Below are 24,966 nucleotides of genomic sequence, written 5' to 3' on the forward strand. Positions count from 1 at the left end.
CTCATTTTTGTAACGGAAGGAATTGGAGGTAAAGTATGGCAAAAGGTACCACCTCGAAAATGTGGAAACGGACGACGACCCTTTTGATTACTCTGATCGTTTTGGGATTTGGCACGGTGATCTTTACGTTGTTTCATCTTCAGATCATCGATGGAGAAAATTTAAAATCAAAGGCAGTCGCTCAGCAGTTAAAGGATAATATCCTTTCTGCAAAACGCGGTACAATCTATGACTGCAATATGAAGGAACTGGCTACCAGCGCTGATGTTTGGAAAATTGTGTTGGTGCCGGCGCAGATGGATGAGACAAAATATCCGGGCCAAAAAGAAGCAATTATTTCCGGACTAAGTCAAATTCTGGGAGTTGACCGCTCTAAAATTGAAGATGCCTGCAATAACCGAGATTCTTATTGGCAGGTGGTCGGCTCTAAGGTGGAAACAGATGTTAAAAACCAACTGGCAGATTGGATCGAAGCAGATGCTCAGAAAAAAGATGGCTATCTTGCTTTGGGAAATTGCATAGAATATGAAAATGATTATAAACGCTACTATCCGTTTGGTGATTTTGCTTCTGTTGTTTTAGGCTTTACCAATGCGGATGGAGACGGTGTAGAAGGCCTTGAGTCTGAATATAATTCCTATTTAAAAGGTACAAACGGACGCCTTGTTACGGCGAAGAATGCGCAGCAGGGAGATATGCCTTTCCAATATTCGCAGAGAGTAGAGGCCCAGGATGGTTCTTCTCTGGTTCTGACGATCGATGAAGTTGCGCAGCACTATCTGGAAAAAGCACTGGAGGAAGGTGCCATTGCGCATAACGCTGGAAACCGTGCATTGGGAATCTTGATGGATGTTAATACCGGCGAGATTAAGGCAATGGCAGTGAAAGGCAATTTCAACAGCAATGATGTAGTGAATGTGAATAAGAATATGCTGGCTGATTCCGGCGCATTTGACCCCAATAACCCGCGGGTATTAACAGATACGGAAAAAGCGCGCATTGCCAAATTACCGGAAGATCAGCAGAGTACAGCAACCCTCAATACACTTCAGCAGAAATGGAGAAACAAAGCGGTCAGTGATACATATTATCCTGGTTCTGTCTTTAAGATGTGTACGGGCTCCATGGCGATGGAAGAGGGCGTTGTGAATGAAAATACAACGTATACTTGTACCGGCAGCTACCAAATTCCGGGCGCAAGCAAACCAATTAATTGTTGGAAGACTGGTGGACATGGAACAGAAAATTTTGTGCAGGGACTGTGCAATTCCTGTAACACCTTCTTTATTCATATTGGCGTAGACCTTCTCGGAAAAGAGCGTTTCTTTAAATACTTCCAAGGATTTGGATTTACAGAAAAAACAGGAATCGATTTACCTGGTGAAGCGAATTCTCTCTATTATAGTGAAGAAGCACTGGATCCAATCAACTTGGCCGTTGAATCTTTCGGCCAGAACTTTAGTATTACGCCGCTGCAAATGGTTACTGCCTGCGCAGCAGTCGCAAATGGCGGAAATTTGGTAACTCCGCATGTGGTAAAGCAAATTGTCGGGGCAGACGGAAATATTCAGAAAAGTGTCGGAACGGAGGTTCGTCGGCAGGTAATTTCAGAGGATACCAGCAAGCGGATGACTGCAATTATGCAGCAGAATGCTACTAGCGGCACAGCCAAAAATGGTTATCTGATGGGATACCGGGTCGCAGGAAAGACGGGCACTAGTGAAAAAGTGGATAAAGATAACCAAAAGAAGGCTATTGACGGAGTAGAGGGCGAATATTATATCGCTTCTTATTGCGGATTTGCTCCGGCGGATAATCCACAGTATGCATTGTTGATTTTTGTCGATGAACCGGATGCAAGTGTAGGCAGTTACTATGGCGGTGCAGTTGCCGGTCCGATCTTTAGTCAGGTGATGGGAGAAGTCCTTCCATATTTGGGTGTTGATGCAAAATATGATGAAGCAGATGCAGCAAAGCTGGATATTAAAGCACAGGATGTTACTGGAAAATCAGTAGCAGACGCAAAAGCGGCACTGCAGGGTCAGGGCCTTTCAGTTGAGGTACAGGGATCTGGAGATTCTGTGTTGATACAAATTCCTCAGGGTGGTCAATCCATGCCAAAAGATGGAACCGTTGTGCTCTTTACAGATCAGGCAAGCAGAAGCACGACAGTAGACGTTCCGGATTTTTCAGGAATGACGGTTTCAGAGGCTGAGGCGACAGCAGCTTCGCATCATTTGAATATCGAACTGGCAGGTGCCGGCGAAACCGGGAGCAGCGGCATTACCGCTTCCGGCCAGAGTGCAACAGCTGGCAGTAAGGTAACACCGGGTACAATTGTGACGGTTACCTTTATTGAAAAAGACACTGTTATGTAAATTTGATCAGACTGAAAATTTCCTATTTGCATGTATTTGTGGTATAATCAACATAACTGTGTTGAATACCAGATATTGAGGGTGGAAAATATATGAATATTATTTGGATCGTCTCTGCGGCGGCTATTTCATTTGGTGTAACTGCGTTGCTTGGAAAATGGATGGTGCCCTATTTGCACCATATCAATTTTGGGCAGACGATTCGCGAAGTTGGTCCAAAATGGCACCAGAAAAAAAACGGAACCCCCACGATGGGTGGATTTATGTTTATGGCAGGAATCGCTTTGGCACTTCTTGCGACGATTCCCTTCTGTGGAGAAAATTTTGCGGAAAATCTAATGGGAACCCGTGTAGTCGGCGGTCTTTTGATGGCACTTGGTTTTGGAATGGTCGGCTTTGTGGACGATTATATTAAGGTCGTGAAAAAGCGAAACCTTGGGCTTACCGTTTTGCAGAAGCTTTTGCTGCAGATCATTGTGGCGGCAGCATACCTTTTGGCACTGAAAATGGCCGGAACCGGTTCGATTACGATCGTTCCAGGAGTTGGAGCAGTAGATCTCGGAACCGGGTACTGGATCCTTTCGCTGATTGGAATTGTGGGCATGGTAAATGCGGTCAACTTTACAGATGGAATTGACGGGCTGAATACCTCTGTGACTTTTGTCGTGGCAATCTTCTTTATGGCGATTGCAGGTGTGATGAAGCTGACGGGAATGAGCATTTTGTCGGCGGCATGCGCAGGAGGATGCTTGGGATTCCTGATGTGGAATTTTTATCCCGCAAAGGTTTTTATGGGGGATACCGGTTCCTTGTTTTTAGGTGGTTTGGTCTGTGCACTTGGATTCGGAATGAATGTTCCGGTATTAATTCCTCTTATGGGGATTATCTATGTATGTGAGATCCTTTCTGTTGTGTTGCAGGTGACCTACTTTAAAGCAACCCACGGAAAAAGAATTTTTAAGATGACACCGATCCACCATCATTTTGAGATGTGCGGGTGGAGTGAAGTGAAAATTTGCTGTGTATTCAGCCTCGTGACGATTGTAGCCTGCATTGTGGCATTACTGCTTGTGATGCGAACTTACTGGATGCCAATCTGAATTTTGTCCATTTAATAGGACGAAAAATTTTGAATGAACGATTCCAAATTAGGAATGATTGATTTTAACGTTTGGAAAGGAGATCGTCTATGGCGGTTCGGAACAATGGGAATTTTTCGCAAAACCGGTCAAAGACAAGTGTTTCCGGATACAAAAGAGATATGAAAGCGACGCAACAGCGCCAGCCTAATCAAAGGACAGAACGCTTTCCAAAGCAGAACTTTGAGCAGATACGACAGACACCTCAGGAAAAGTCAAAGAAGCACCGTCCTCGCCGTGCAAAGAAGTTTCGGCTGTTTTCTACCCGATCAGGAATGGATCTAACGCTGCTGTTTCTCGTCTTGGCGCTTGTCAGCGTTGGTCTGGTTATGCTGTTTTCATCCAGCTATGCGTATGCCTATTACAATATGAATGGTGACAGCTATTTCTTTGTTCGTAAACAGGCATTTTTTGCAGTCCTCGGAATTGCTGTGATGATTGCAATTTCCTATTTCGACTATCATCATCTTCATAGGTTTGCCATACCGCTTTTGATTGGTATCTGTTTGGTACTGATGCTGATGGTTCCTTTAAAAGGAACTTCATTGGTGCCAAACCGCAATGGTGCTTTCCGCTGGATTGAGCTTCCTGTTTTAGGTTCTATTCAACCGTCAGAAGTTGCAAAATTTGCAGTTATTTTGATTTTTGCCCATTTGATTTCCATTAACTATAAACAGATGAATAATTTTCGGTATGGTGTTTTACCATATCTTGTGATTCTTGGGGCGGTCTGCGGATTGGTTATTTTGGAAAAGCATTTGTCGGCAACTTTGATTATTTTGTTTTTGGGATTAATTATGCTCTTTATCGGCGGTGTTCCGCTTAAATGGTTTGGAATTGGAATCGGCGGTGTTGCAGGCGTTGGCGGATTGAGCTTTTTGCTTTTGCGCAATTCGCTTCTTTCCTATACCATGCCGCGAATTCAAGGCTGGCTTAATCCTTTAAACCCGCCTGATGGCGTTGATACATGGCAGACTCGTCAGTCCCTTTATGCAATTGGCTCCGGTGGACTTTTAGGATTGGGACTCGGGAAGAGCCGCCAAAAATATCTTTATCTTCCGGAACCGCAGAACGATTTTATTTTTGCCATTGTCTGTGAAGAACTTGGATTTATTGGTGCTACACTGATTGTGCTTCTTTTTGCGGCACTGGTTTGGCGTGGAATTATGATTTCTCTGCGTGCGCAGGATAAATTTGGAATGCTCCTTGGAATTGGATTGACCATGCAGGTAGGACTTCAGGTGGTTTTAAATATCGCCGTGGTTACGAATTTGGTGCCAAATACCGGCATTAGCCTTCCATTCTTCAGCTATGGCGGATCTTCTCTGATGATCCTTTTGGCAGAGATGGGAATCTTGCTTTCTATTTCGCGAACTTCTAATATTGAAAAAACTTAAACCCGGAAGATTTCGAAATTAGACATTTTACAAAGAATCTCAGCAGAAAGGAATGGACTCGATGAGAATTTTGTTTGCCGGCGGCGGAACGGCCGGCCATATCAATCCAGCGTTGGCGATTGCGGGATATTTAAAGGAACGTCAGCCGGATGCACAAATCCTTTATGTGGGAGCAAAGGGCGGCATGGAAGAACGTCTGGTTCCTCAGGCGGGATATGCTTTTAAAAGTGTAACAATTTCGGGATTTCAGCGTAAAATCAGCTGGACCAATTTCAAAAAGAACTGCAAAACGATCGTTCATGTATTTACAGCAACAGAAGAATCCAAAAAAATTATTCGTGAATTTAAGCCGGATGTTTGTGTTGGAACCGGCGGGTATGTATCCGGGCCTGTTATTCGTGAAGCAATGAAGCTGGGAGTTCCGGCACTGATTCATGAGCAGAACGCTTATCCTGGGGTGACAAATAAAGCGCTTTCTCGTAATGCAGCGCGCACGATGCTCGCAATGGCAGATGCGGAAAAATACATGGAAAAGGGTGCGCACTGTGTGCTTACCGGAAATCCGGTGCGGCTGTCTGTTCTGCGGGCGGATCGAGCCAGTGCCCGTCAGAGGCTCGGCCTTGATAATCGTCCGGTCATTCTTTCTTTCGGCGGAAGTCTTGGAGCAAGAAAGATCAACGAACCAATGGCTGATCTTTTGGCGCATACCGCTAAGACAGACCGTTTTCAGCACATCCATGCTTATGGGCAGTGGGGAAAATGGTTCCCTGATTTGCTTAGACAGAAGGGAGTGGATTTGGCAGCTCATCCCAATATGGATATCCGAGAATATATTAATGATATGCCGGACTGCCTTGCTGCGGCGGATCTTGTAATCTGTCGTGCAGGCGCCATTACACTTTCGGAGCTGCAGGCCGTCGGACGTGCATCGCTCATTATTCCAAGCCCAAATGTTGCAGAAAATCATCAGTATCATAATGCGATGTCTATGGTAAAACGCAACGCTGCATGGATTTTGGAAGAAAAAGATCTAACCGGCCAAATGCTGATTAAAAAGGTAGAACAGCTTTTCCAAAAGCCGGAAACGATTGAACATTTAGCAGAAAATGCGAAAAAAATGGCGATTGTAGATGCCAATGAGCGAATCTATAAATTGATTTTGGAAGTGCTCAAGGAGAATCATAAAGCGTAGATAATGACATTCGCAAAATCCCCTGCATAGTATGGGAAAGATTATGTGGGGGTGTTGTCTATGCCAAGATTAAAAATTGCCGGTCCCTGTCGATTACAGGGCGAAGTTTCCGTTCAGGGGGCGAAGAACAGCGCCCTGCCTCTTTTGGCAGCTTCTATTTTATGCCGAGAAGAATGCATTTTACACAACTGCCCACAGCTTTCAGATGTTCGTATTTCTACAGAAATTCTCCGAAAGCTGGGCTGCCGGGTTCTTTCGGAACGAGATACCATCTGCATAGATGCGCGCGAGATTTCTTCTTTTCAGATTCCGGATGATCTGATGAGAGAAATGCGTTCGTCAATTATCTTTTTAGGGGCGATTCTGGGCCGTACCGGCTGCGCGGTTTTAGGTTTTCCGGGTGGGTGTGAATTAGGGCCACGGCCGATTGATTTGCATTTGGAAGCTCTGCGGAAAATGGGAGCTTCGATTGTGGAAGATCATGGGCGGCTGCTCTGTGAAACGCCTACAGGACTTCATGGTGCTCATATTGCATTGAGCTTCCCCAGTGTAGGTGCAACGGAAAATGTGCTTTTAGCAGCATCATGTGCGAAGGGAACTACTCTTCTTGAAAATGCAGCACATGAACCGGAAATTTGTGACCTTGCCGATTTTCTTAACAGCTGCGGCGCAAATATCCGCGGAGCAGGCGGCAGCACGATTGAAATCGAAGGGGTAGAGCAGCTTGGCGGATGCGAGCATTGGGTGATCCCGGATAGGATTGCGGCTGCAACCTTTTTAGCAGCCGGTGCAGCAACATACAGCACCATTACTTTGCGCGATATTAATCCGCAGCATCTGGCCCCAATATGGCCCGTGTTTGAAGAGGCAGGTTGTGATCTTACTTTGTTTCGTGATGCGGCAGTTTTAGTTCCACCCAAAAAGCTTCATCGGATCAAGCATATTAGAACAATGCCGTATCCAGGATTTCCCACAGACGCACAGGCACCCTTGATGGCAATGACAACGCAGTGTCAAGGTACGAGTATGTTTGTGGAAAATATTTTTGAGAGTCGGTATAAACATGTGGGAGAGCTGCTCCGTCTTGGCGCACATATTCGTGTAGATGGACGGGTGGCTGTTGTCGAGGGTCCCAGTAAGCTTTCTGGAACAACTGTTGAAGCTGCAGATTTACGTGGCGGTGCGGCTTTAGTGGTCGCCGGATTGGCGGCGTTTGGAGAGACGATTGTAGAAGAGATTCACCATATTGACCGAGGATATGAGGCAATTGAACGGACTTTGGGTGATTTAGGAGCACAGATTCGGCGGTTGCCGTAATGGATGATCGAAATCTGGAGGATCGGAAATTTGAGCAGGAATGAGAAAAATCGGCGAGGAAACGTTTCGCCGGAAAATCAGAATAAACGTGTGGTTTCATCAGAGACCCGCAGAGCCTATTCGGATCGAAAGGTTCCGGAATATCCGAAGGAGAGGCAAAGAACTGTGCCGAAGGATCCTTATGACCGGGTACGAAGACATAGGCGAAAGAAAAGAATCTTTTATATTGTTTCTTTTTTAATTGTGGTAGTGGCAGCTATTACATTATCGCTGACGGTCCTGTTCCGGGTTGACCAGATCGCAATTGAAGGGGACACACGGTACAGCTCGGATCAGATCATAGAATCGAGCGGCCTTTATTACGGAGAAAATCTTTTTCGTGCAAATGTGAGTCTTGCAGAAAAAACAATCGAAAACAAATTACCATATATCGGGCAAGCCAAAATTTCAAAGTCGCTTCCTGGAAAATTATTGATCAGCGTACAAGAAGATGATGTTGCTGGCGCAGTGGAATATAATGGGCAGTATGTGATCTTATCTTGCAAAGGAAAGGTTTTGCAGCTTTCAGATACAGTACCGGAAGGGGTTGCAACGATCAAGGGGATAAACTTTACGAAAGCGGTTCCGGGAGAAACTGCCTCTTATGAGACTGAGGACGAAAGTTCTTTATTTGGGCAACTTGGAGAAGCAGTTGAGCAGTCGGGTCTCAGCAATGTGAGTGCGATGGATCTTTCGGACCGATATCAACTGACAGTAACGATTGAGAGCAAGTTCTTACTCAAATTAGGAACACCTACTTACCTGCAAAGAAAATTGACTTTTGCACAGGAAATTTTGAAAAATCATTTACAGGACTCTCCATCCGGTGTGATTGATCTTTCCAGCATTCAGGAAAACAATCAAGCCTATGTACCATATGATCCACAGCAGATTGATGACCCGACTTCTTCGACAAGTTCGAGCACATCCGCTAGCTCTTCTTCAGAGACTTCTACTGCGTCGACAGTGAATCCTTCTGGAAGTTCTCCCCAAAGTACCGCTTCATCCCAAAATACGGCTTCATCTTCTAAAGAAGATAGTTATCATATTGCGGTAGATGCTAACGGAAATACCGTTTATGATTCTGACGGAGATCCTATTTATACGAAAAAGGATGTTTACACTCCGGATCCTGCTGCGGGAGAAACTACCAAATAATTCGATGCAATTTTTAAAATGAGAAGGATCATTTGAAGAACTTCTTTGAATTACGGAATTTTCTAATTGAAATAGTTGAAATTTATCGTGAAACGTGATAAAGTAAAATATAATTGAGAAAAGAAATGGTCATTTTACGGGTTCCCCGTAAAATGTAGGATTGTACATCATTAAGGGGGATTTAAAAAATGCCTTTTGAAATTGATAACGATTTCGATAATATTGTTCAAATTAAGGTCGTCGGTGTCGGCGGCGGCGGCGGAAATGCAGTTGATCGAATGGTCAACTCCGGCGTACAGGGCGTTGAATTTATCACAGTGAATACGGATAAGCAGGCGCTCTATCGTTCAAAGGCCACTCAGAAGATTCAAATCGGCGAAAAGGTTACGCACGGAAAAGGTGCAGGCAGCAAGCCGGAAATCGGCAGCAAAGCTGCGGATGAAAGTCGCGAGGCAATTTCTGCTGCAATTCGCGGCAGTGATATGGTCTTTATTACTGCTGGTATGGGCGGCGGTACCGGTACCGGTGCTGCACCGATCGTAGCTGAAATTGCAAGAGACATGGGGATTCTTACGATTGGAATCGTCACAAAACCTTTTGCTTTTGAAGGAAAGGTTCGGATGGCTCAGGCCGATGAAGGAATTGCCAATCTGAAAGAGCACGTCGATTCTTTGGTCGTGATCCCAAATGAGCGCTTGAAATTGGTTTCTGAACAGCGTATTACATTGCTTAACGCATTTGCAGTTGCAGATGATGTTTTGCGTCAGGGCGTTCAGAGTATTTCTGATTTGATTAAGTTGCCGGGTCTTGTCAACCTTGATTTTGCTGATGTTACTTCTGTTATGAAAGATGCCGGCTATGCACATATGGGCGTTGGCCATGCTTCTGGTAAAGATAAGGCTGAGACTGCTGCCAGTATGGCAATTTCCAGTCCGCTGTTGGAAACCTCTATTGCTGGGGCAAAGGGCGTTATTATTAATATTACTTCCTCTCCGGATATTGGTTTGGATGAGATTGAGACTGCATCTTCCATGATCTCTGAGCAGGCACATAAGGATGCCAATATTATTTGGGGCGCTGCTTTTGATGAGAATATGGATGATGAGATGACTGTAACAGTCGTTGCAACCGGCTTTGCAACCCATGATGGTTCTGATCCGGATGCTGATTTGGACATTGATATTCCACCTATGGCAGCCTCTTCTGCAAGACGTCAGCAGCAGGCAGCAGCATCTGCTGCTCCTCGCAGCACTGGAAGAGCGGTTGATAAAGCACCGAGTTCTTCTGAAGAAGACGATGATTATGTGGATATCATGTCAATCTTCAATCGTAAATAAAAGCTTTTGAGAATCTTTCGGAGACGGGCGCTTTCGCGTCCGTCTCCTTTCTCTATCCTATATTTTAATTTGAATTTTCGAAGAGGAGAGATTATAAAATGGAAAAAATCAGGATTAATGCACAACAAATGGTCAAACTAGCTCCGACTCTTCATGCAGGAGATAATGTGCTTTTAAGCGGTATTATTTATACGGCTCGCGATGCAGCCCATAAGCGGATGATCGATTTGATCAATCAGGGGAAAAAGCTTCCGTTTGAACTTCTGGGGGCGACTATTTATTATGCGGGTGCAACGCCTGCTCCGGAAGGCTTAGCGACTGGTTCCTGTGGACCAACTACCAGCACCAGGATGGATGTCTTTTCTCCACGTCTGCTCGATTTGGGGCTTAAATGTATGATTGGAAAGGGCGGCCGCAGTCCGGAAGTATGCGAAGCAATCTGCCGGAATCAGGCAGTCTATCTTTGTGCAATCGGCGGAGCAGGAGCACTTGCTTGCCGCTGTATCAAAAAGCAAGATGTGATTGCTTTTGATGATTTGGGCTGTGAGAGTATTAAACGTCTAGAAGTAGAAGATTTTCCGCTGATTACAGCAATTGATTGTCATGGCGGGAATCTATTTAAAAGGCCCTAAATGATTTTTGAATTCGTTGTGAGGCGATTGATTTGATCCAGTTTTTAATTCGGCATTTTATTAAAAATTATCAAAATACCTCAGATATGAAGGTTAGAGCAAGCTACGGAAAATTTGCCGGATTAGTGGGCATTTTAACGAATCTGCTGCTCTCTGCTTTAAAGTTTATCGCAGGAACACTTTTTCACAGTATCGCCGTGGTGGCTGATGCTGTCAATAACCTTTCAGATTCCGCATCATCAATCGTAACCTTGGTTGGGTTTAAATTGGCAGAAAAGCCGGCTGATGAGGAGCATCCATTTGGGCATGAGAGAATAGAATACATCAGTGGAATGATTGTTTCTTTTGTTATTTTAGCGTTGGGATTTCAACTGGGACAGGAGTCTGTTTTGAAGATTATTTCTCCGGAACCAGCAGAGATTAGCTTTTTGACGGTTGCTGTTTTGGTTATTTCTATTTTGATAAAGCTGTGGCAGTGTTTATTTTATCGTTCGATGGGGGAGGCAATTTCTTCAGAAGCACTTTTAGCAAATTCTGTAGACAGTCGTAACGATGTAATTTCTACGTCGGCGATTCTTCTTGGAATGGCTCTTACGGCGCTGACTGGATTTAATTTAGATGGCTATATGGGCCTTGTAGTTGCGATTATGGTCTTTTTGACAGGAATTCATCTGATTCGAGATACGAGCAATCCGCTTTTAGGGGTTGCTCCCAGCAAAGAAATGGTCGATGAAATTTATCATCGGATTATGGCATACCCAGGTGTTTTGGGAATGCATGATTTAACAGTGCATAATTATGGCGCCGGAAATATTTTTGCGAGTGTACACTGTGAAGTGGATGCTCGAGCGGATATTATGAAAAGTCATGATATGATCGACAATATTGAAAAAGATCTTCATTCGGAAATGGGGATTCAGCTAGTGATCCATATGGACCCTATCGTGACGAACGATGAGAGGACCAACCAGCTGAAAGAGCGCGTAAAAGACGCTCTGCACTTACTTTCACCAGAGATTACAATGCATGATTTCCGTGTAGTTTGGGGGACAACTCACAGCAATGTACTTTTCGATATTTGTGTCCCATTTGGATTTTCTACAAAAGATGATGTTTTACATGATCAAGTTGTTAAAATGGTTGAGGGACTCGATCCAAAGTATCGAGCCGTGATTACAGTAGATCATAATTATATTCCATCAGATGCACCGGAAGAATAAAAAGCCAAAAAGCAGGCAGCATTTTTTGCTGCCTGCTTTTTTATTTAGGGACCCTCCTTTTTTGCTTTTGGCGTTTATTTAAAGAGGATTGTTACAAAATGGAAAATTCATAATTTATTCATTGAAAAATAAGGAAATTTGCGCTACAATAATTTAGCACTTAAAGGCAAAGAGTGCTAAAATTAAAATAAGCAAGAAGAGGTTGATCGATCATGAAGCAATTCAAGGCAGAATCAAAACGGCTTTTGGATCTGATGATTCATTCTATTTATACGCACAAAGAGATTTTTTTACGAGAGTTAATCAGTAATGCGAGTGATGCCATTGACAAGCTTTATTATAAGACGCTGCAGGATGGCGATACGGGTCTTTCCAGAGACGATTTTGAGATTCGAATTACAGCAGACAAAGAAAATCGTACGCTGACGATTGAAGATAATGGCTGCGGTATGACGAAGGAAGAGCTGGAAAACAATCTGGGCACGATTGCAAAATCCGGTTCGCTTGATTTTAAGAAAAACAATGAAAAATCCGATAATATTGATATTATCGGACAATTTGGTGTTGGATTCTATGCGGCGTTTATGGTTAGCTCTAAAGTAGTGGTAGAGAGCAAGGCTTATGGCAGCGACGAGGCATGGAAATGGGAGAGCAGCGGCGTAGAGGGATATACAGTTGACTCCTGTGAAAAAGAAGGGCGCGGCACAAAAATTACCTTGTATTTGCTGCCCGAGAATTCAGAAGAAGAATCCTATGACCAGTATCTTGACGGATTTACGATTAAACGTCTTGTGAAAAAATACAGCGATTATATTCGCTATCCGATTAAGATGGAGCTCCAGAAGAGCCGTATGAAAGAGAAGCCGGCAGATGCGCCTAAGGATGCCGAACCGGAATACGAGACCTATACGGAGCTCGAGACACTTAATTCCATGGTGCCGATTTGGCGCAAAAATAAAAATGAAGTGACAAACGAAGAGTATGAGCAGTTTTATCGGGATAAATTTTTCGATTATGAAAAGCCGCTCAAGATTATTCGCAGCAGTACCGAAGGAACTGCTACTTATGATGCTCTGCTCTTTATCCCGAGTCACGCGAGCTATGATTATTACAGCAAGAGCTATGAAAAGGGACTGCAGCTTTATTCTAACGGCGTTTTGATTATGGATAAGTGCGCGGATCTGCTGCCGGACTGCTTTAGTTTTGTGCAGGGCCTTGTAGACAGTCAGGATCTGTCACTTAATATTTCGCGTGAGATGCTGCAGCATGACCGTCAGCTAAAATTAATTGAAGGACGCCTTGAGAAAAAGATCAAAGAAGAGTTGCAGAATATGCTCAAGAATGACCGTGAAAATTATGAGAAATTCTTTAAAGCTTTTGGACTGCAGCTAAAATATGGGGTCTATGCGAACTTTGGTCAGCAGAAAGAACTTTTGCAGGATCTGTTGATGTTCTGGTCCAGTAAAGAGAAAAAGATGGTTACACTCGAGGAATATGTTTCCAGAATGAAAGAAGATCAGAAGTATATTTATTATGCTTCCGGAGACAGCGTTGCAAAGGTGGATCTGTTGCCGCAGACAGAAGCGTTAAAAGACAGAGATTATGAGATTTTGTATCTGACTGAGGGCGTCGATGAGTTTGCACTCAAGATTCTTGCAAAATATAATGATAAAGAATTTAAATCCGTTTCCGACAATGATCTCGGCTTGGAGACAGAGGAAGAAAAAGAGACAGCCAAAAAGCTGGTCGAAGAAAACAAAGATCTGCTCAATACGATGAAAGATGATCTTGGAGATGAAGTGAAGCAGGTCATTGTTTCGCAAAAATTAAAGAGTCATCCGGTTTGCCTTTCTACAGATGGCGCTCTGTCAATTGAAATGGAAAAAGTGCTGAATTCTATGCCCGGAGAGGAAAAAGGCAATGTAAAGGCACAGCGTGTACTGGAGCTCAACGCAAATCATCCGGTCTTCACAAAGCTGCAGGAACTTTATAAAGAGGATCCGGAAAAGCTTAAGCAATATTCTAAACTGCTTTATAATCAGGCGCTTTTGATCGAGGGTGTCCCGATTTCTGATCCGGTGGCATTTAGTAATGCCATTTGTGATCTGATGGTTTAAAAATAACAGAATCGCAGAATAAGAAAAGAAGCTGGAAAAAGGGCGGCGGAAAATTTTCCGCCGCCCTTTTTCTGGCCTCCTAAGGCTTTTTAATCGGATGCCGAATCACAGTCCGAAGTTTTTGTGGATCGCATCTTCTTGCATCGCTCAAATAAATTTCATGATGATAACGGGAAGGCGTGATATCAATCACATATCCCAGGTCTTTCGCAAATTGTTCCATCAAAGCAATCGTTTTCGGTTCGTCATCAAAAGGACCAATATGCATACACTGTACGCAAAGGCCTTCATGGTAGGTTAAAAATTCTGCTTTGGAAAAATCAGCCTTCTTTTTTCGCGAAGCTTCTGCGACTGCCCAGTCAAAATCTGATTTTTTTACAAAATCAGGCAGGCGAATGAGAGAGATCCATTGATAGGTTTCCTTATGAAGATAATCGATTCCACTGATGTTGTCCTGCCACCAAAAGCCTTCTAAGGGTGGTACCACATAGTCAAAATAGCCATCCAAGACGTGACCGCTTTTTTTGCTCATTTTGATCGTGAAAGCGATTCCATAGAGCAGGCTCATGGCAGCTTTATATTCTCCGTCAGCTTCGTTTGGGTTCCCTTTTCCACGAACCGCAATAAAATTCATTGTTGGAATGTCGATGATTTCCGGTTTGCTTTTTGGCAGATAAAATTCTTTATATTCTTTTTTATAATCGAATGCCATTTGAACGGCACCTCCGAACTGTATTTTTCTATTTCTGATGCTACCATACCATAAAATAAGGCACAAGACAAACAGAAAAGGATTTTTGTACAGAACTTTCAAAATTGTGCTATACTGAAATTATTCGAAAAAGGAGGCAGTTTTCGATGAAAAAAGAACTGGAAGAATTGCAGAATATGATTGACCAGAGTAAACGGATCGTCTTTTTTGGCGGAGCAGGTGTTTCGACCGAGAGCGGAATTCCGGATTTTCGCAGTGTAGACGGTCTTTATCATCAGAAATATAAATATCCTCCGGAGGTAATGCTGAGTCACAGTTTTTATAGACAGCATCCGGAAGAATTTTTTGATTTTTATCGGGATAAACTTCTTTATCCTGATGCAAAACCAAATGCGGCACATCGTAAACTGGCCGAAATGGAGAAGGCAGGAAAACTTTCAGCAGTTGTTACGCAGAATATTGATGGATTGCATCAAGCGGCCGGCAGCCAAAAGGTCTATGAATTGCACGGCAGTGTTTTGCGCAATTATTGTGAGCGATGCCATAAATCTTATGAGATGGATTTTATTCGAAAGAGTAAAGGAGTTCCACACTGCAGCTGCGGCGGCACCATTAAACCTGATGTAGTGCTTTATGAAGAAGGGCTTGACAGCGATACGCTCGACGGAGCACTTACAGTCATTTCTGCTGCGGATATGTTGATTATCGCAGGAACTTCTTTGGTTGTGTATCCCGCGGCATCCCTAATTGACTATTACCGTGGACATCGGCTCGTTTTAATCAATAAATCCGAGACTTCGGCAGATCGACGGGCAGATCTGGTTATTCATGCGCCGGTGGGAGAAGTATTGGAACAAATTCATGTAGAATAAAGCGAAAGGGCTTTGAAAGAGTTTTCTTTCAAAGCCCTTTGTAAATTTAACGGGATTGCTGCATCTTAAAGGTGAAGCAGGCAGTTTCAGATTTACAATCGGTGCAGCCATGCGTTGAGCAGCTGGTCATTTGTACATTGGAGGCATCACAATATCCTCTGTTATTATAAGAACAATTTTCAGCCTCACAGTGGACATCCAGGTTCTCGTTAGGATCGGAAGTACCAGCGGTAGAATTAGAAGCACCCTGGCGCTTCTGGAAATCGTTGCAGCTGGTTTGTTCGCAGCCACAGGCACATTTGCCGACCACTTTAATATCCGGGCGGCAGCAGAAATTCTGGCTATTATTTGCACAATCGGTTACACTGCAATGCAGATTCGACATATTAAGCACCTCTTTTTTATTTGGGATACGTTTAGTTTGTTCTGCATGCAGATAATTATGCGTTGGTTATTTTTTTTGCAAAGAAAGCAATGTATCCCAAATCTTTCCAGCTGTTTCGTACTTGGAAAGCTGCGGTAGCTCTATTTCTTCGGAATCCGAAATCAGGGTGATCACATTTGTATCGGTGCCAAAACCTGCGCCTGGTGTGCGAAGATTGTTGGCGGCAATTAAATCAGCATGCTTTTTTTGCAGCTTTTTTCTCGAATTTTCAATTAAATGTTCTGTTTCCATCGAAAACCCACAGATCATTTGTCCCTCTTTCTTTTGGTTCCCAATCGTTTTTAAAATATCCGGAGTGGAAGAAAGAGGAATATCCGAAAAATTACCATTTTCTTTTTTTAATTTTTGATCGGCAACAACTGCTGGACGATAATCGGCAACAGCGGCAGCAAAAGCGAAAAGATCCTGCTCGGGTGCTGCTGAGAGAACTGCATCGAACATCTCTTGAGCGGAACCGACAGACACCGTTTTTACGAAAGCTGGAGAAGAAAGTGCGGTCTTTCCAGAGATCAACGTGACCTCGGCGCCGCGACGCATGGCATTTCGTGCCAGTTCATATCCCATCTTTCCGGTGGAATGATTTGTGAGGTATCGTACTGGATCCAAAGGTTCCTGAGTGGGACCGGCAGTCACCAGCACCTTTAGCCCTGCCATATCCTTTTTTTCGCCAATTTCTTTTAGCACATATTCCAGAATATCCGCGGGTTCAGGAAATTTTCCAGCTCCAATGTCTCCACAGGCGAGCATTCCGCAGGCAGGCTCGATGATGGTCCACCCGTAATGACGCAGTTTTTCGAGATTGTCTTGTGTTACCGGATTTTCATACATTCCAGTATTCATCGCCGGCGCGATCATTTTTTTGCATCGGCAGGCAAGGACCGTTGTTGTCAGCATATCATCCGCAATTCCGTTTGCTAGTTTTGCAATCACATTTGCGGTTGCCGGTGCAACTAAAACAAGATCAGCTTGTTTTGCGAGAGAAACATGTTCTACATGATATTGATAGTTTCGATCAAATGTATCTGAAACCGCTTTTTGTCCTGTTACGCCCTCAAAGGTCATTGGTGAAATCAGTTTGCAGGCGTTTTGAGTCATCAATGTGTGAACTTTTGCACCCTCATGATGGAGGCGGCTTGCGAGATCGGCAGCTTTATAAGCGGCAATACTGCCGGAAATCCCCAATAAAATGGTTTTATCTTGCAGCAACATGGAGAACATCCTTTCAAAATCCGGTTTATTTCTGCTTTTACCGGATAACATACCTTTAATTATAAGAATTCTTTCATAAAATTACAAGGAAAATCCCATTTTGAGAAATTTTTTTGTCAATTCCCTTGCATCTCTGAAAAATCCTGTTATAATAAACTGGAAATATGCGCTGGATCTTTTTGATTCAGGCTTTTCTTTTTGCCCTTTGACAAAGAAAGCCAATCAGGGACCGGCAGCTGGAGGAATTTAATATGTCAAGCAAATCAACAACGATGTCCGCAACAAACTCTAAGTACCGCGATTTTGTGCTTTTAGCACTTTTTGCGGCCATTGTACTGCTCTTGGGATTTACACCATTAGGCATGATCCCCCTGCCCTTCATTAAAATGACCATTATTCACATTCCGGTTATTTTGGGGGCATTACTGCTAGGACCAAAATATGGAGCCGTTTTAGGTTCCTTATTCGGCTTGGTCAGTCTGATCAGCAATACAATCACTCCTGCACTGACTTCTTTTACATTTAGTCCTTTGATTCCGTTGCCGGGTACAGCAAATGGAACCCCGTTCGCTTTGGTTGTTTGTTTTCTTCCCAGAATTTTAGTAGGCGTAATTCCCTATTATGTTTACCGTGCAATTCAGAAAGTAACACATGCAAAAAAAGAAGGCTCAATCGTATCTCTTGCAGTTGCAGGTGTGTCTGGTGCCCTGACAAATACGATTTTTGTAATGGGATTGATTTTTGTTCTTTTTCGTGATGCTTATGCAGCAGCAAAAGGAGTACCAGCCGATGCAGTTCTTGGAATTGTACTCGGGATTGTCGGCGCAAACGGAATTCCAGAAGCGATTGGTGCTGGAATTTTAGTCGCGGCCATTGGAAAGGTTTTATTTAAGATTGCAAAATATTGATTGATTGAAAAATTCATAGTAAAAGCGGGAGGCAGAGGTCCTATCTGCCTTCCGCTTTGTGTGTCTTGGGAAAACCGAACACGGAAAAATTAAAGCAGGTGAAAAAATGATCGTCGCTATTGACGTAGGAAATACGAATATTGTACTGGGCTGTATGGATGCTGAAAAAATTTATTTTACAGCACGTTTATCAACAGATGCCAGCAAAACAGCAGATGAATATGCCCTCATGATTCGCACTTTATTTGAAATGCACGGGGTAGAGCGCCATGAACCGGAAGGAGGAATTATTTCCTCTGTGGTTCCAGCACTTTCTGCGGCACTGCAGGAAGCGGTCCGTAAAGTTTGTGGGAAAGTTCCGCTGCTAGTTGGTTCTGGATTGAAGACGGGGTTAAATATTCTGATGGACAATCCTGCCCAGTTAGGGGCAGATTTGGTGACTGAAGCGGTGGCAGCTAGCGCGGAATATCCGAAGCCAATCATCATTTTTGATGTGGGAACTGCAACAACTATGTGTGTTGTAGATGCAAACGGAAGTTATATTGGCGGGATGATTATTCCGGGGCCTGTTGTCAGCTTGGAGAGCCTTGCAGCACATGCCAGCCAACTTTCTCATGTTAGCTTGGAGGTCCCTCAGCGCCTGATTGGCAAGAACACAAAGGAATGTATGCAGTCCGGAATCGTTTTCAGCAATGCCGCGATGATCGATGGGATTATTGATCGGATAGAGACGGAGTTAAAAGAGCAGGCAACGGTTGTTGCGACCGGTGGAGTCGCAGGTGTGATTATCCCGTTCTGCAATCGCCGTGTTATTCTCGATGATAATCTGATGCTGAAAGGTTTGTGGCTTTTATATCAGAAAAACCACAAAGCTTAACAAAGAAAAGATAACAGCGGTACTTAGTTTTTAAACTAAGTACCGCTGTCGTTTTTTAAGGCTGAATAATGTTGTACGCTTTTAGAATCATTTCTATGGAGTTATCAATTCCCAAAGCACCAGTATTGAGACACAGGTGATAATTTTGAGGATCATTCCAACGAGTATCACTATAAAAATTATAGTAGTTCGAGCGCTGTTTATCTTTTTTTATCAGAATTTCGTGAATCTTTTTTTCATCTTCTCCATATTTTTGAATGGCACGTTTTGCCCGGAATGCTTCATCTGCATAGAGAAAAACATGTAGTACATCATGGCGTTCACGCAGAATATAATCTGCACAACGACCAACAATTACACAAGGACCTTTTTCTGCGGCATTTTTAATCAGTTCTGTTTGGAGAATAAAAAGCTGATCGTTAAGTGGAAGATGATTTGTAGCTGTTGGAATTCCATAGGAATAGCCATTCATCCACAGAGAATAGAGAAAGCTGGAAGCAGCTCGTTCATCTACGCTTTTAAAGACCTCTTCGCTCATGCCGCTTTTTTTAGCAGCCATAATAATGAGTTCTTTATCGAAAAAAGGGACCTGCAGTTTATTTGCCAGCTTTTTCCCGATTTCCCGACCACCACTGCCATATTGTCTGGAGATTGTGATAATATTCATAAATATACCTCCTTGCTAGTCCTAAAATATAGACATAATCTATAACTATAAAATACCTGAAATTTTTAAAAAAGTCAAGTGCGTAATATGAATACAGGGAGTATGGTTTATGGCTTGTTTTTTTCATGTGATTTGTTTATAATAAAATTACTTATGAAACGGAGGAATTATCATGCAGGGAAAACGGCGTACGATATTTTTGCGAGTAGTAGCGATTGTATGTGCAATATTGATCGGCGGGTCGGCAATCATTAGTTCCTTCTTTGCGTGACTGAAGTCTTTGACTGTATGCTTAATTTGCATACAGCCTTTTTTAAAGCAATATAAAGATAAAGTACACATAAATACAATAAAATCGATTGAATTTTTATTCTAAATGTGATATTCTCGAGTTATAAAAGATAAAGGGGGCTTTGTTATGCATCATACGATTTTAACGATCGGCAGGGAATATGGAAGCGGTGGGCACAAGGTGGCTCAAATCCTTTCTGGATTGCTCGATATTCCATACTATGACAAGGAACTCATTGAAAAAGCAGCAAAGAACAGTGCTCTAGACCCAAAGGACTTGGAGTGTGTAGATGAGCATCCGGTAAGTCCATTTTTGTATATGGATGCCAAGGAAGCAGCTCATATTGCACGTTATGGACAGACAATAGGGGATACTCTTTATCAGCTGCAGTCAAGAATTATTCGTCAGATGGCAGAAAAAGAATCCTGTATTATTGTTGGTCGGTGCGGAAATTATGTCCTTCGCAATCAGCCGTATTGTCTGCATGTATTCCTTTATGCACCTTTGCCGGTTCGGATTCAGCGCGTTATGGAACGGAGTAAAATTTCTGAGGATGAAGCTAGAATTCTTGTGCGCAAAACTGACCGTATGCGCCGTTCTTATTATAACTATTATACTGATTTACGGTGGGGCGGAAGAGATCAGTTTGACCTTCTAATGGATAGTTCTGTTTTGGGGATAGAAGGAACAGCAGAGATGTTAAAGGCGGCCTACCAGCAGTTGGCGAAAATTCCGGAATCTGAAATGATGAATCGTCTCTCCAAAGAACCATCCGAAAAATAATTAATGATATTTTGTTGAAAAAGTACGGGGAAGAAATTCTCCGTACTTTTTAGGTCGATTTGAATTTTTGCAGCTTTTCAAGTCAATTAAAAAGTGATAAAATTTTTAAAAAGAATTGAGAAAGAGGAAATTTTATGAAGAGCATTATAAATAAAGAATTGACGCCGCAGGGAAAAGAAATTCGTCAAAAAGTTTTTGTGGAAGAACAGGGCTTTCAAAAGGAATATGATGAGATCGATTTAACGGCAGAACATTTAGTTTTATATGATGGAGATATCCCGAAAGCAGTGGGCAGAATGTTTCGTGAAAATCCTCAAAAGCCAGTTTATACAATTGGCAGAATTGCGGTTTTAAAGGAATTTCGGGGAGAAGGTCTTGGAAAGGTAGTCGTAGAAGAATTAGAGCAGAAAGCTAAAAAAGAAGGCGGTACCGCGATTAAACTTTCTGCGCAATGTAGAGTGCAGAAGTTTTATGAAAAGCTTAATTACCGCGCAGTCGGAGATGTTTTTTATGATGAATTTTGTCCGCATATTTGTATGACAAAAGAATTGTAAAATAAATTTTGATAAACAAAAGCCTGACTTTGCGAAAGCAAAGTCAGGCTTTTGTAAAAAGGAGAAATAATGAAAAAGAGGTTAATATATAGAAAACCAATTTCTTGGTCTTATTGTTTGTCTGTGCATCTGCCTGGTTGGTATTCCAGAAAGCCCGGCGGTTAGCACAGTGTTTTATAATTTCTTTTAAAAATCTTTTTCTTTGAAACTGTTTATAGTATAGGAAAAGGATATGTCCTGAATTTTAACAGGATTCGAACTTCTGGTAAATCTTAAGTGATGGTTATGTGAAAAAAAGCCCCATCGGTTTTTCGATGGAGCCTTTTTTTTAACGGTCAAATTCGGGATTAAAAGCATAAAAGTTTTTGGAATCCAAACGGTCGGTAGCGATGCGCAGCCCTTCTCCGAAACGCTGAAAATGAACGATTTCACGGGCACGCAGGAATTTGATTGGATCCCGGACATCCGGGTCGTCTGCAAAACGCAGAATGTTTTCATAAGTCGTACGAGCTTTTTGCTCTGCAGCAAGGTTTTCGTGCAGATCCGTTACCATATCGCCTGCGACAGAGAAAGTCGCCGCACTAAATGGGTTTCCACTGGCATCTATTGGATAAATTCCCGTGGTATGGTCTACAAAATAAGCGTCATAACCGGCCTTCTTAATTTCTTCTGGAGTTAGGTTACGCGTAAGCTGATACACAATGGTACTGACCATCTCGAGATGAGCTAATTCTTCGGTACCAATATCTGTAAGAATCGCCTTGAGCTCTGGATAGGGCATGGTGTATCTTTGGGAGAGGTAACGCAGTGATGCGCCAAGTTCTCCATGAGGTCCACCATACTTCAAAATGTGATCATTAAAGGGAATAAAAGATTTGGACAGATTCAGACGCTCGATCAAAGACAATATGATCGATAAAAGTACGCAAAATCCGATTTCCTTCATTGGGTGGTAAAGATTCACATTGTTGAAGATTTTTAAGTGCTTTCTTACAAAAAGCTTTGTGCTGGGATTCGGAAATCTTAATAATGGGAGCGATAGAAAGTTTTGCTTTTAATTTTTTAATTTCAGACGTGATTTTCTGTTTGTTTTCTTGATATTCTTTCAGAGTGTCAATGCCGGCAGCATAGGACGCCTTAACACGATTAAGCTTGCGCTGTTCCTGCTCGATTTTGCTTTGAATCATAGAATTGTCAAATCCATCAGGCTTTATATTTTTATGCTGAAGAGAAAAAGCTTCGTGAGTTAGCTCATATTTGATTTCAGAAAAGATGATTTTGTGTATTTTATCATTACTGATATAGTGTGACTGTACACAGCGGCTGTGCGTGTAATTGGTGCACTGCAGTCCGCCTTTTTTTCCGCCGCTGACTGGAGACATAGTAGCACCACATGCACTGCATTTAATCAGTCCGCAAAATAGATTGCCGGCAGGCTTACTGCTGTGGGCATAATGACCATACAGATTGCTGATCGTTTTTACCCGATTTTGGGCGGCTTGCCATTGCTTTTCCGACATAATGGGTTCTTGGCCTCCATCTACAATTTTTGATTTTGTTTTATAGTAATCTATTTCTTTTCCGGTAGGATTCCATCGGATTTTTCCGATGTAAACCGGATTTTGTATCACATAGCGAATGGTGCGGCTTTCCCACAAGTTGCCCCGGCGCGTTTTAATACCTTGCGCATTGAGGTTAAGAGCAATCTGCTTGTATCCATCGCCGGCTAAGAAACGCTCGAAAATGTATTGAACAACTGGAGCAGCTTGGGGGTCAATCATGAGTTTTCCTGTGCCTTTTGGCATTACATATCCGAAAGGCGCGGCTGATACTGGTTTACCGCGCTGAAAGCGTTCGGTCATTCCGCGCATTACTTCTCCGGAAAGCCGAGTAGAATAATAGCCGTCCATCCATTCGATAATGCGCTCAATTAACCCGCCGAAGTCACTATCTAAAATTGGCTCCGAAACGCTGACAACGGAAATATTACGTTCCTTTTTTAAAAGGGACTTATAGACGATCGATTCTTCTTGATTTCGTGCAAACCTGGAAAATTTCCAAACAAGAATCGTAGAAATATTGGAATCTTTTTTTCGAGCGGTCGCAATCATGCGCTGAAATTCCGGACGTTTAGCAGCCGAGCGGCCCGAGATCCCTTCTTTTTCACGAAAAACGTATTCTGTCGGAACGATCATGTCGTTATGTTTTGCATAGTCTAGTATTTTTTCTAGCTGAGAGTCGGGGGAAAATTCCAGCTGGTCATCAGTTGATACACGGATGTAAGCTGCGGCAATTTTCATAGAATCACCTTCTAATCATTTTCTGATGTTTTAATAATGATTTTTATTGCTTATTTAAAAGTATGTTATTGAAGTTGGAGAATTTCTTCCTTTAAAAATACGATTTCATTCTAGAATCAATGCAGAGGACTGCTAGATTTTAAAAGGATGCGGTCGTCGCTTTGGAAACATTGAAGGAAAAAAACATATTATCATAATAGCGGATGACGGATAGATTACCATGACATCTAGTCCAGCCCTTTGAGGCTGGTTTTTGTCTAATATAAGTATGGAGGTAAATAAAATCATTAGGGGGCATTTTGAATGAGCATATTTTTTCAGCCTGCCGTGTTTTATCCTGCCGGGTCTTCTCCTTATGGGATTACGGCTGCTGATTTTAATGGCGACGGGTATCTTGATTTAGCAATCACAGATATTGGTAATGAAGAGGTTGCAGTGTTGCTCGGAAACGGTGACGGCACTTTTCAGGCAGCCTCATTTTTTGGTGTAGGCATTAATCCGACTTCGGTTACTGCTGCTGACTTTAACAATAATGGCAAAATGGACTTGGCGGTCGCGGATTCAAATGGTGGTGATATCGCAATCCTGATTGGCAACGGTAATGGAACCTTTCTGCCGGCTACGGCGGTAGCAGCAGGGTCAAATCCTATATCAATCGTCTCTGCGGATTTTAACGGTGACCATAAAATAGATTTGGCAGTAACTGATGTGGGGCTTGGAAACGTTAACGTGTTGTTTGGCAACGGTGACGGTACCTTTCAGCCGGCTGTGCCTTATCCCGTGGGCAATTCCCCTTATGGGCTTGCAGCTGCTGATCTTACCGGTGACGGAAGGGCTGATCTAGTTGCGGCAGTTGGTGGGGATAATAACGTTGCAGTTCTGATTAATAACGGTGACGGTACTTTTCAAGCGGCTACGCATTACTCTGTAGGGACTGGTCCTATGGAGATCGCAGTAGCCGATTTTAACGGCGATGGAAAACGTGATTTGGCAGTATCAAATTTTGACTCTATGAATGTGGCAATCTTGCTTGGCAATGGCGATGGCACTTTTCAAGCGGCATCCTTTATTTTAATCGGTTCCTATCTTGAGGGGATCATTGCAGCAGATTTTGACAAAAATGGAACGTTCGATTTGGCAGTTGCAGATAACGGTTCCAATAATGTTGCGATATTGAGCGGAAATGGTGACGGTACTTTTGGACCAAAACAATTTTATGCGGTTGGTTCTTACGCTGCGGGATTAGTAACCGGTAATTTTAATAACGATGGCAGAACAGATCTTGCAGTTACAAATACCTATTCAAACAATGTTGCAATCTTGCTTAACAATACAAACTCACCATTGCGCGGTGTGTCTTTCTTGGATAGATAAGACGATAGAGGAAAAGTGCCTTGCTAATTTACGATTCATAAATAGAT

The 24,966-nt window shown here is 42.9% G+C and carries 22 protein-coding genes; 16 read left to right on the forward strand and 6 right to left on the reverse strand.

The genetic code is table 11. The features are described 5' to 3' along the window. Window positions 1-35: 35 nt before the first annotated feature. From OP489_RS02625 to htpG, 10 genes are all read left to right on the forward strand, one after another. Window positions 36-2,378, forward strand: coding sequence for a penicillin-binding transpeptidase domain-containing protein (locus tag OP489_RS02625; RefSeq protein ID WP_266162823.1), 2,343 nt, complete (start codon window positions 36-38; stop codon window positions 2,376-2,378). Between the two features lie 92 nt (window positions 2,379-2,470). After that, window positions 2,471-3,478: a phospho-N-acetylmuramoyl-pentapeptide-transferase gene (gene mraY / locus OP489_RS02630; protein WP_266162824.1), complete on the forward strand. Its 1,008-nt coding sequence runs from the start codon at window positions 2,471-2,473 to the stop codon at window positions 3,476-3,478. Window positions 3,479-3,567: 89 nt separating this feature from the next. Beyond that, the gene (locus tag OP489_RS02635) at window positions 3,568-4,914 is read left to right on the forward strand and encodes an FtsW/RodA/SpoVE family cell cycle protein (protein ID WP_266162825.1); all 1,347 of its coding nucleotides are present in this window, start codon (window positions 3,568-3,570) and stop codon (window positions 4,912-4,914) included. A 61-nt stretch (window positions 4,915-4,975) separates the two neighbouring features. Further along, window positions 4,976-6,106 (forward strand): undecaprenyldiphospho-muramoylpentapeptide beta-N-acetylglucosaminyltransferase, encoded by a 1,131-nt coding sequence (gene murG / locus OP489_RS02640; RefSeq protein ID WP_266162826.1) that lies wholly within the window; start codon window positions 4,976-4,978, stop codon window positions 6,104-6,106. 60 nt (window positions 6,107-6,166) lie between these two features. Beyond that, window positions 6,167-7,423 carry a UDP-N-acetylglucosamine 1-carboxyvinyltransferase gene (murA, locus tag OP489_RS02645; protein ID WP_266162827.1) on the forward strand — a complete coding sequence of 419 codons (1,257 nt, stop codon included), beginning with the start codon at window positions 6,167-6,169 and terminating at the stop codon, window positions 7,421-7,423. A gap of 30 nt (window positions 7,424-7,453) precedes the next feature. Next, a complete protein-coding gene (locus OP489_RS02650) occupies window positions 7,454-8,620 on the forward strand; it encodes a cell division protein FtsQ/DivIB (protein ID WP_266162828.1) in 1,167 nt (388 codons plus the stop codon). 188 nt (window positions 8,621-8,808) lie between these two features. Then, window positions 8,809-9,957: a cell division protein FtsZ gene (gene ftsZ / locus OP489_RS02655; protein WP_180341264.1), complete on the forward strand. Its 1,149-nt coding sequence runs from the start codon at window positions 8,809-8,811 to the stop codon at window positions 9,955-9,957. Window positions 9,958-10,055: 98 nt separating this feature from the next. Next, complete coding sequence (locus OP489_RS02660) at window positions 10,056-10,589, forward strand: FumA C-terminus/TtdB family hydratase beta subunit (RefSeq protein WP_266162829.1); 534 nt, start codon at window positions 10,056-10,058, stop codon at window positions 10,587-10,589. Window positions 10,590-10,621: 32 nt separating this feature from the next. Beyond that, on the forward strand, window positions 10,622-11,809 hold the full coding sequence (locus OP489_RS02665; RefSeq protein ID WP_266162830.1) for a cation diffusion facilitator family transporter: 1,188 nt from the start codon (window positions 10,622-10,624) through the stop codon (window positions 11,807-11,809). Between the two features lie 212 nt (window positions 11,810-12,021). After that, window positions 12,022-13,926, forward strand: coding sequence for a molecular chaperone HtpG (htpG, locus tag OP489_RS02670; RefSeq protein ID WP_266162831.1), 1,905 nt, complete (start codon window positions 12,022-12,024; stop codon window positions 13,924-13,926). A 79-nt stretch (window positions 13,927-14,005) separates the two neighbouring features. On the opposite strand, the gene OP489_RS02675 is transcribed toward htpG, so the two are convergent. After that, entirely contained in the window at window positions 14,006-14,638 is a 633-nt protein-coding gene (locus OP489_RS02675; RefSeq protein WP_266162832.1) for a GyrI-like domain-containing protein, read from the reverse strand. A gap of 146 nt (window positions 14,639-14,784) precedes the next feature. Here OP489_RS02675 and OP489_RS02680 point away from each other — a divergent pair, with 146 nt between their 5' ends. Then, a complete protein-coding gene (locus tag OP489_RS02680; protein ID WP_266162833.1) occupies window positions 14,785-15,510 on the forward strand; it encodes an NAD-dependent protein deacylase in 726 nt (241 codons plus the stop codon). Window positions 15,511-15,556: 46 nt separating this feature from the next. Here the strand turns inward: OP489_RS02680 and OP489_RS02685 are convergent, their stop codons facing one another. Continuing rightward, window positions 15,557-15,895, reverse strand: coding sequence for a DUF1540 domain-containing protein (locus tag OP489_RS02685; protein WP_266162834.1), 339 nt, complete (start codon window positions 15,893-15,895; stop codon window positions 15,557-15,559). A gap of 66 nt (window positions 15,896-15,961) precedes the next feature. Then, window positions 15,962-17,161 (reverse strand): bifunctional phosphopantothenoylcysteine decarboxylase/phosphopantothenate--cysteine ligase CoaBC, encoded by a 1,200-nt coding sequence (gene coaBC, locus OP489_RS02690; protein WP_266163460.1) that lies wholly within the window; start codon window positions 17,159-17,161, stop codon window positions 15,962-15,964. A 254-nt stretch (window positions 17,162-17,415) separates the two neighbouring features. Between coaBC and OP489_RS02695 the strand changes: the two genes are divergently transcribed. Together OP489_RS02695 and OP489_RS02700 are read left to right on the forward strand one after the other, a co-directional pair. Next, window positions 17,416-18,072, forward strand: a complete 657-nt coding sequence (locus OP489_RS02695; protein ID WP_266162835.1) for an ECF transporter S component — start codon at window positions 17,416-17,418, stop codon at window positions 18,070-18,072. Between the two features lie 106 nt (window positions 18,073-18,178). Beyond that, window positions 18,179-18,949, forward strand: coding sequence for a type III pantothenate kinase (locus tag OP489_RS02700; RefSeq protein ID WP_266162836.1), 771 nt, complete (start codon window positions 18,179-18,181; stop codon window positions 18,947-18,949). A 55-nt stretch (window positions 18,950-19,004) separates the two neighbouring features. On the opposite strand, the gene OP489_RS02705 is transcribed toward OP489_RS02700, so the two are convergent. Further along, window positions 19,005-19,616, reverse strand: a complete 612-nt coding sequence (locus OP489_RS02705; protein WP_266162837.1) for an AAA family ATPase — start codon at window positions 19,614-19,616, stop codon at window positions 19,005-19,007. Window positions 19,617-20,034: 418 nt separating this feature from the next. On the opposite strand from OP489_RS02705, the gene OP489_RS02710 reads away from it, so the two are divergent. Together OP489_RS02710 and OP489_RS02715 are read left to right on the forward strand one after the other, a co-directional pair. Further along, window positions 20,035-20,691, forward strand: a complete 657-nt coding sequence (locus OP489_RS02710) for an AAA family ATPase (protein ID WP_266162838.1) — start codon at window positions 20,035-20,037, stop codon at window positions 20,689-20,691. 134 nt (window positions 20,692-20,825) lie between these two features. Beyond that, window positions 20,826-21,245 carry a GNAT family N-acetyltransferase gene (locus OP489_RS02715; RefSeq protein ID WP_266162839.1) on the forward strand — a complete coding sequence of 140 codons (420 nt, stop codon included), beginning with the start codon at window positions 20,826-20,828 and terminating at the stop codon, window positions 21,243-21,245. A 328-nt stretch (window positions 21,246-21,573) separates the two neighbouring features. Here the strand turns inward: OP489_RS02715 and OP489_RS02720 are convergent, their stop codons facing one another. Beyond that, window positions 21,574-22,146 (reverse strand): manganese catalase family protein, encoded by a 573-nt coding sequence (locus OP489_RS02720; RefSeq protein WP_416232461.1) that lies wholly within the window; start codon window positions 22,144-22,146, stop codon window positions 21,574-21,576. Then, entirely contained in the window at window positions 22,103-23,545 is a 1,443-nt protein-coding gene (locus OP489_RS02725) for a recombinase family protein (RefSeq protein WP_266162841.1), read from the reverse strand. Before OP489_RS02725 ends, OP489_RS02720 begins: the two co-directional genes overlap by 44 nt. Before the next feature lie 303 nt (window positions 23,546-23,848). Between OP489_RS02725 and OP489_RS02730 the strand changes: the two genes are divergently transcribed. Beyond that, a complete protein-coding gene (locus tag OP489_RS02730; RefSeq protein ID WP_266162842.1) occupies window positions 23,849-24,919 on the forward strand; it encodes an FG-GAP repeat domain-containing protein in 1,071 nt (356 codons plus the stop codon). Window positions 24,920-24,966 lie beyond the last annotated feature (47 nt).

It is taken from the genome of Caproicibacterium sp. BJN0003 (assembly GCF_026314295.1).
GTDB lineage: Bacteria > Bacillota > Clostridia > Oscillospirales > Acutalibacteraceae > Caproicibacterium.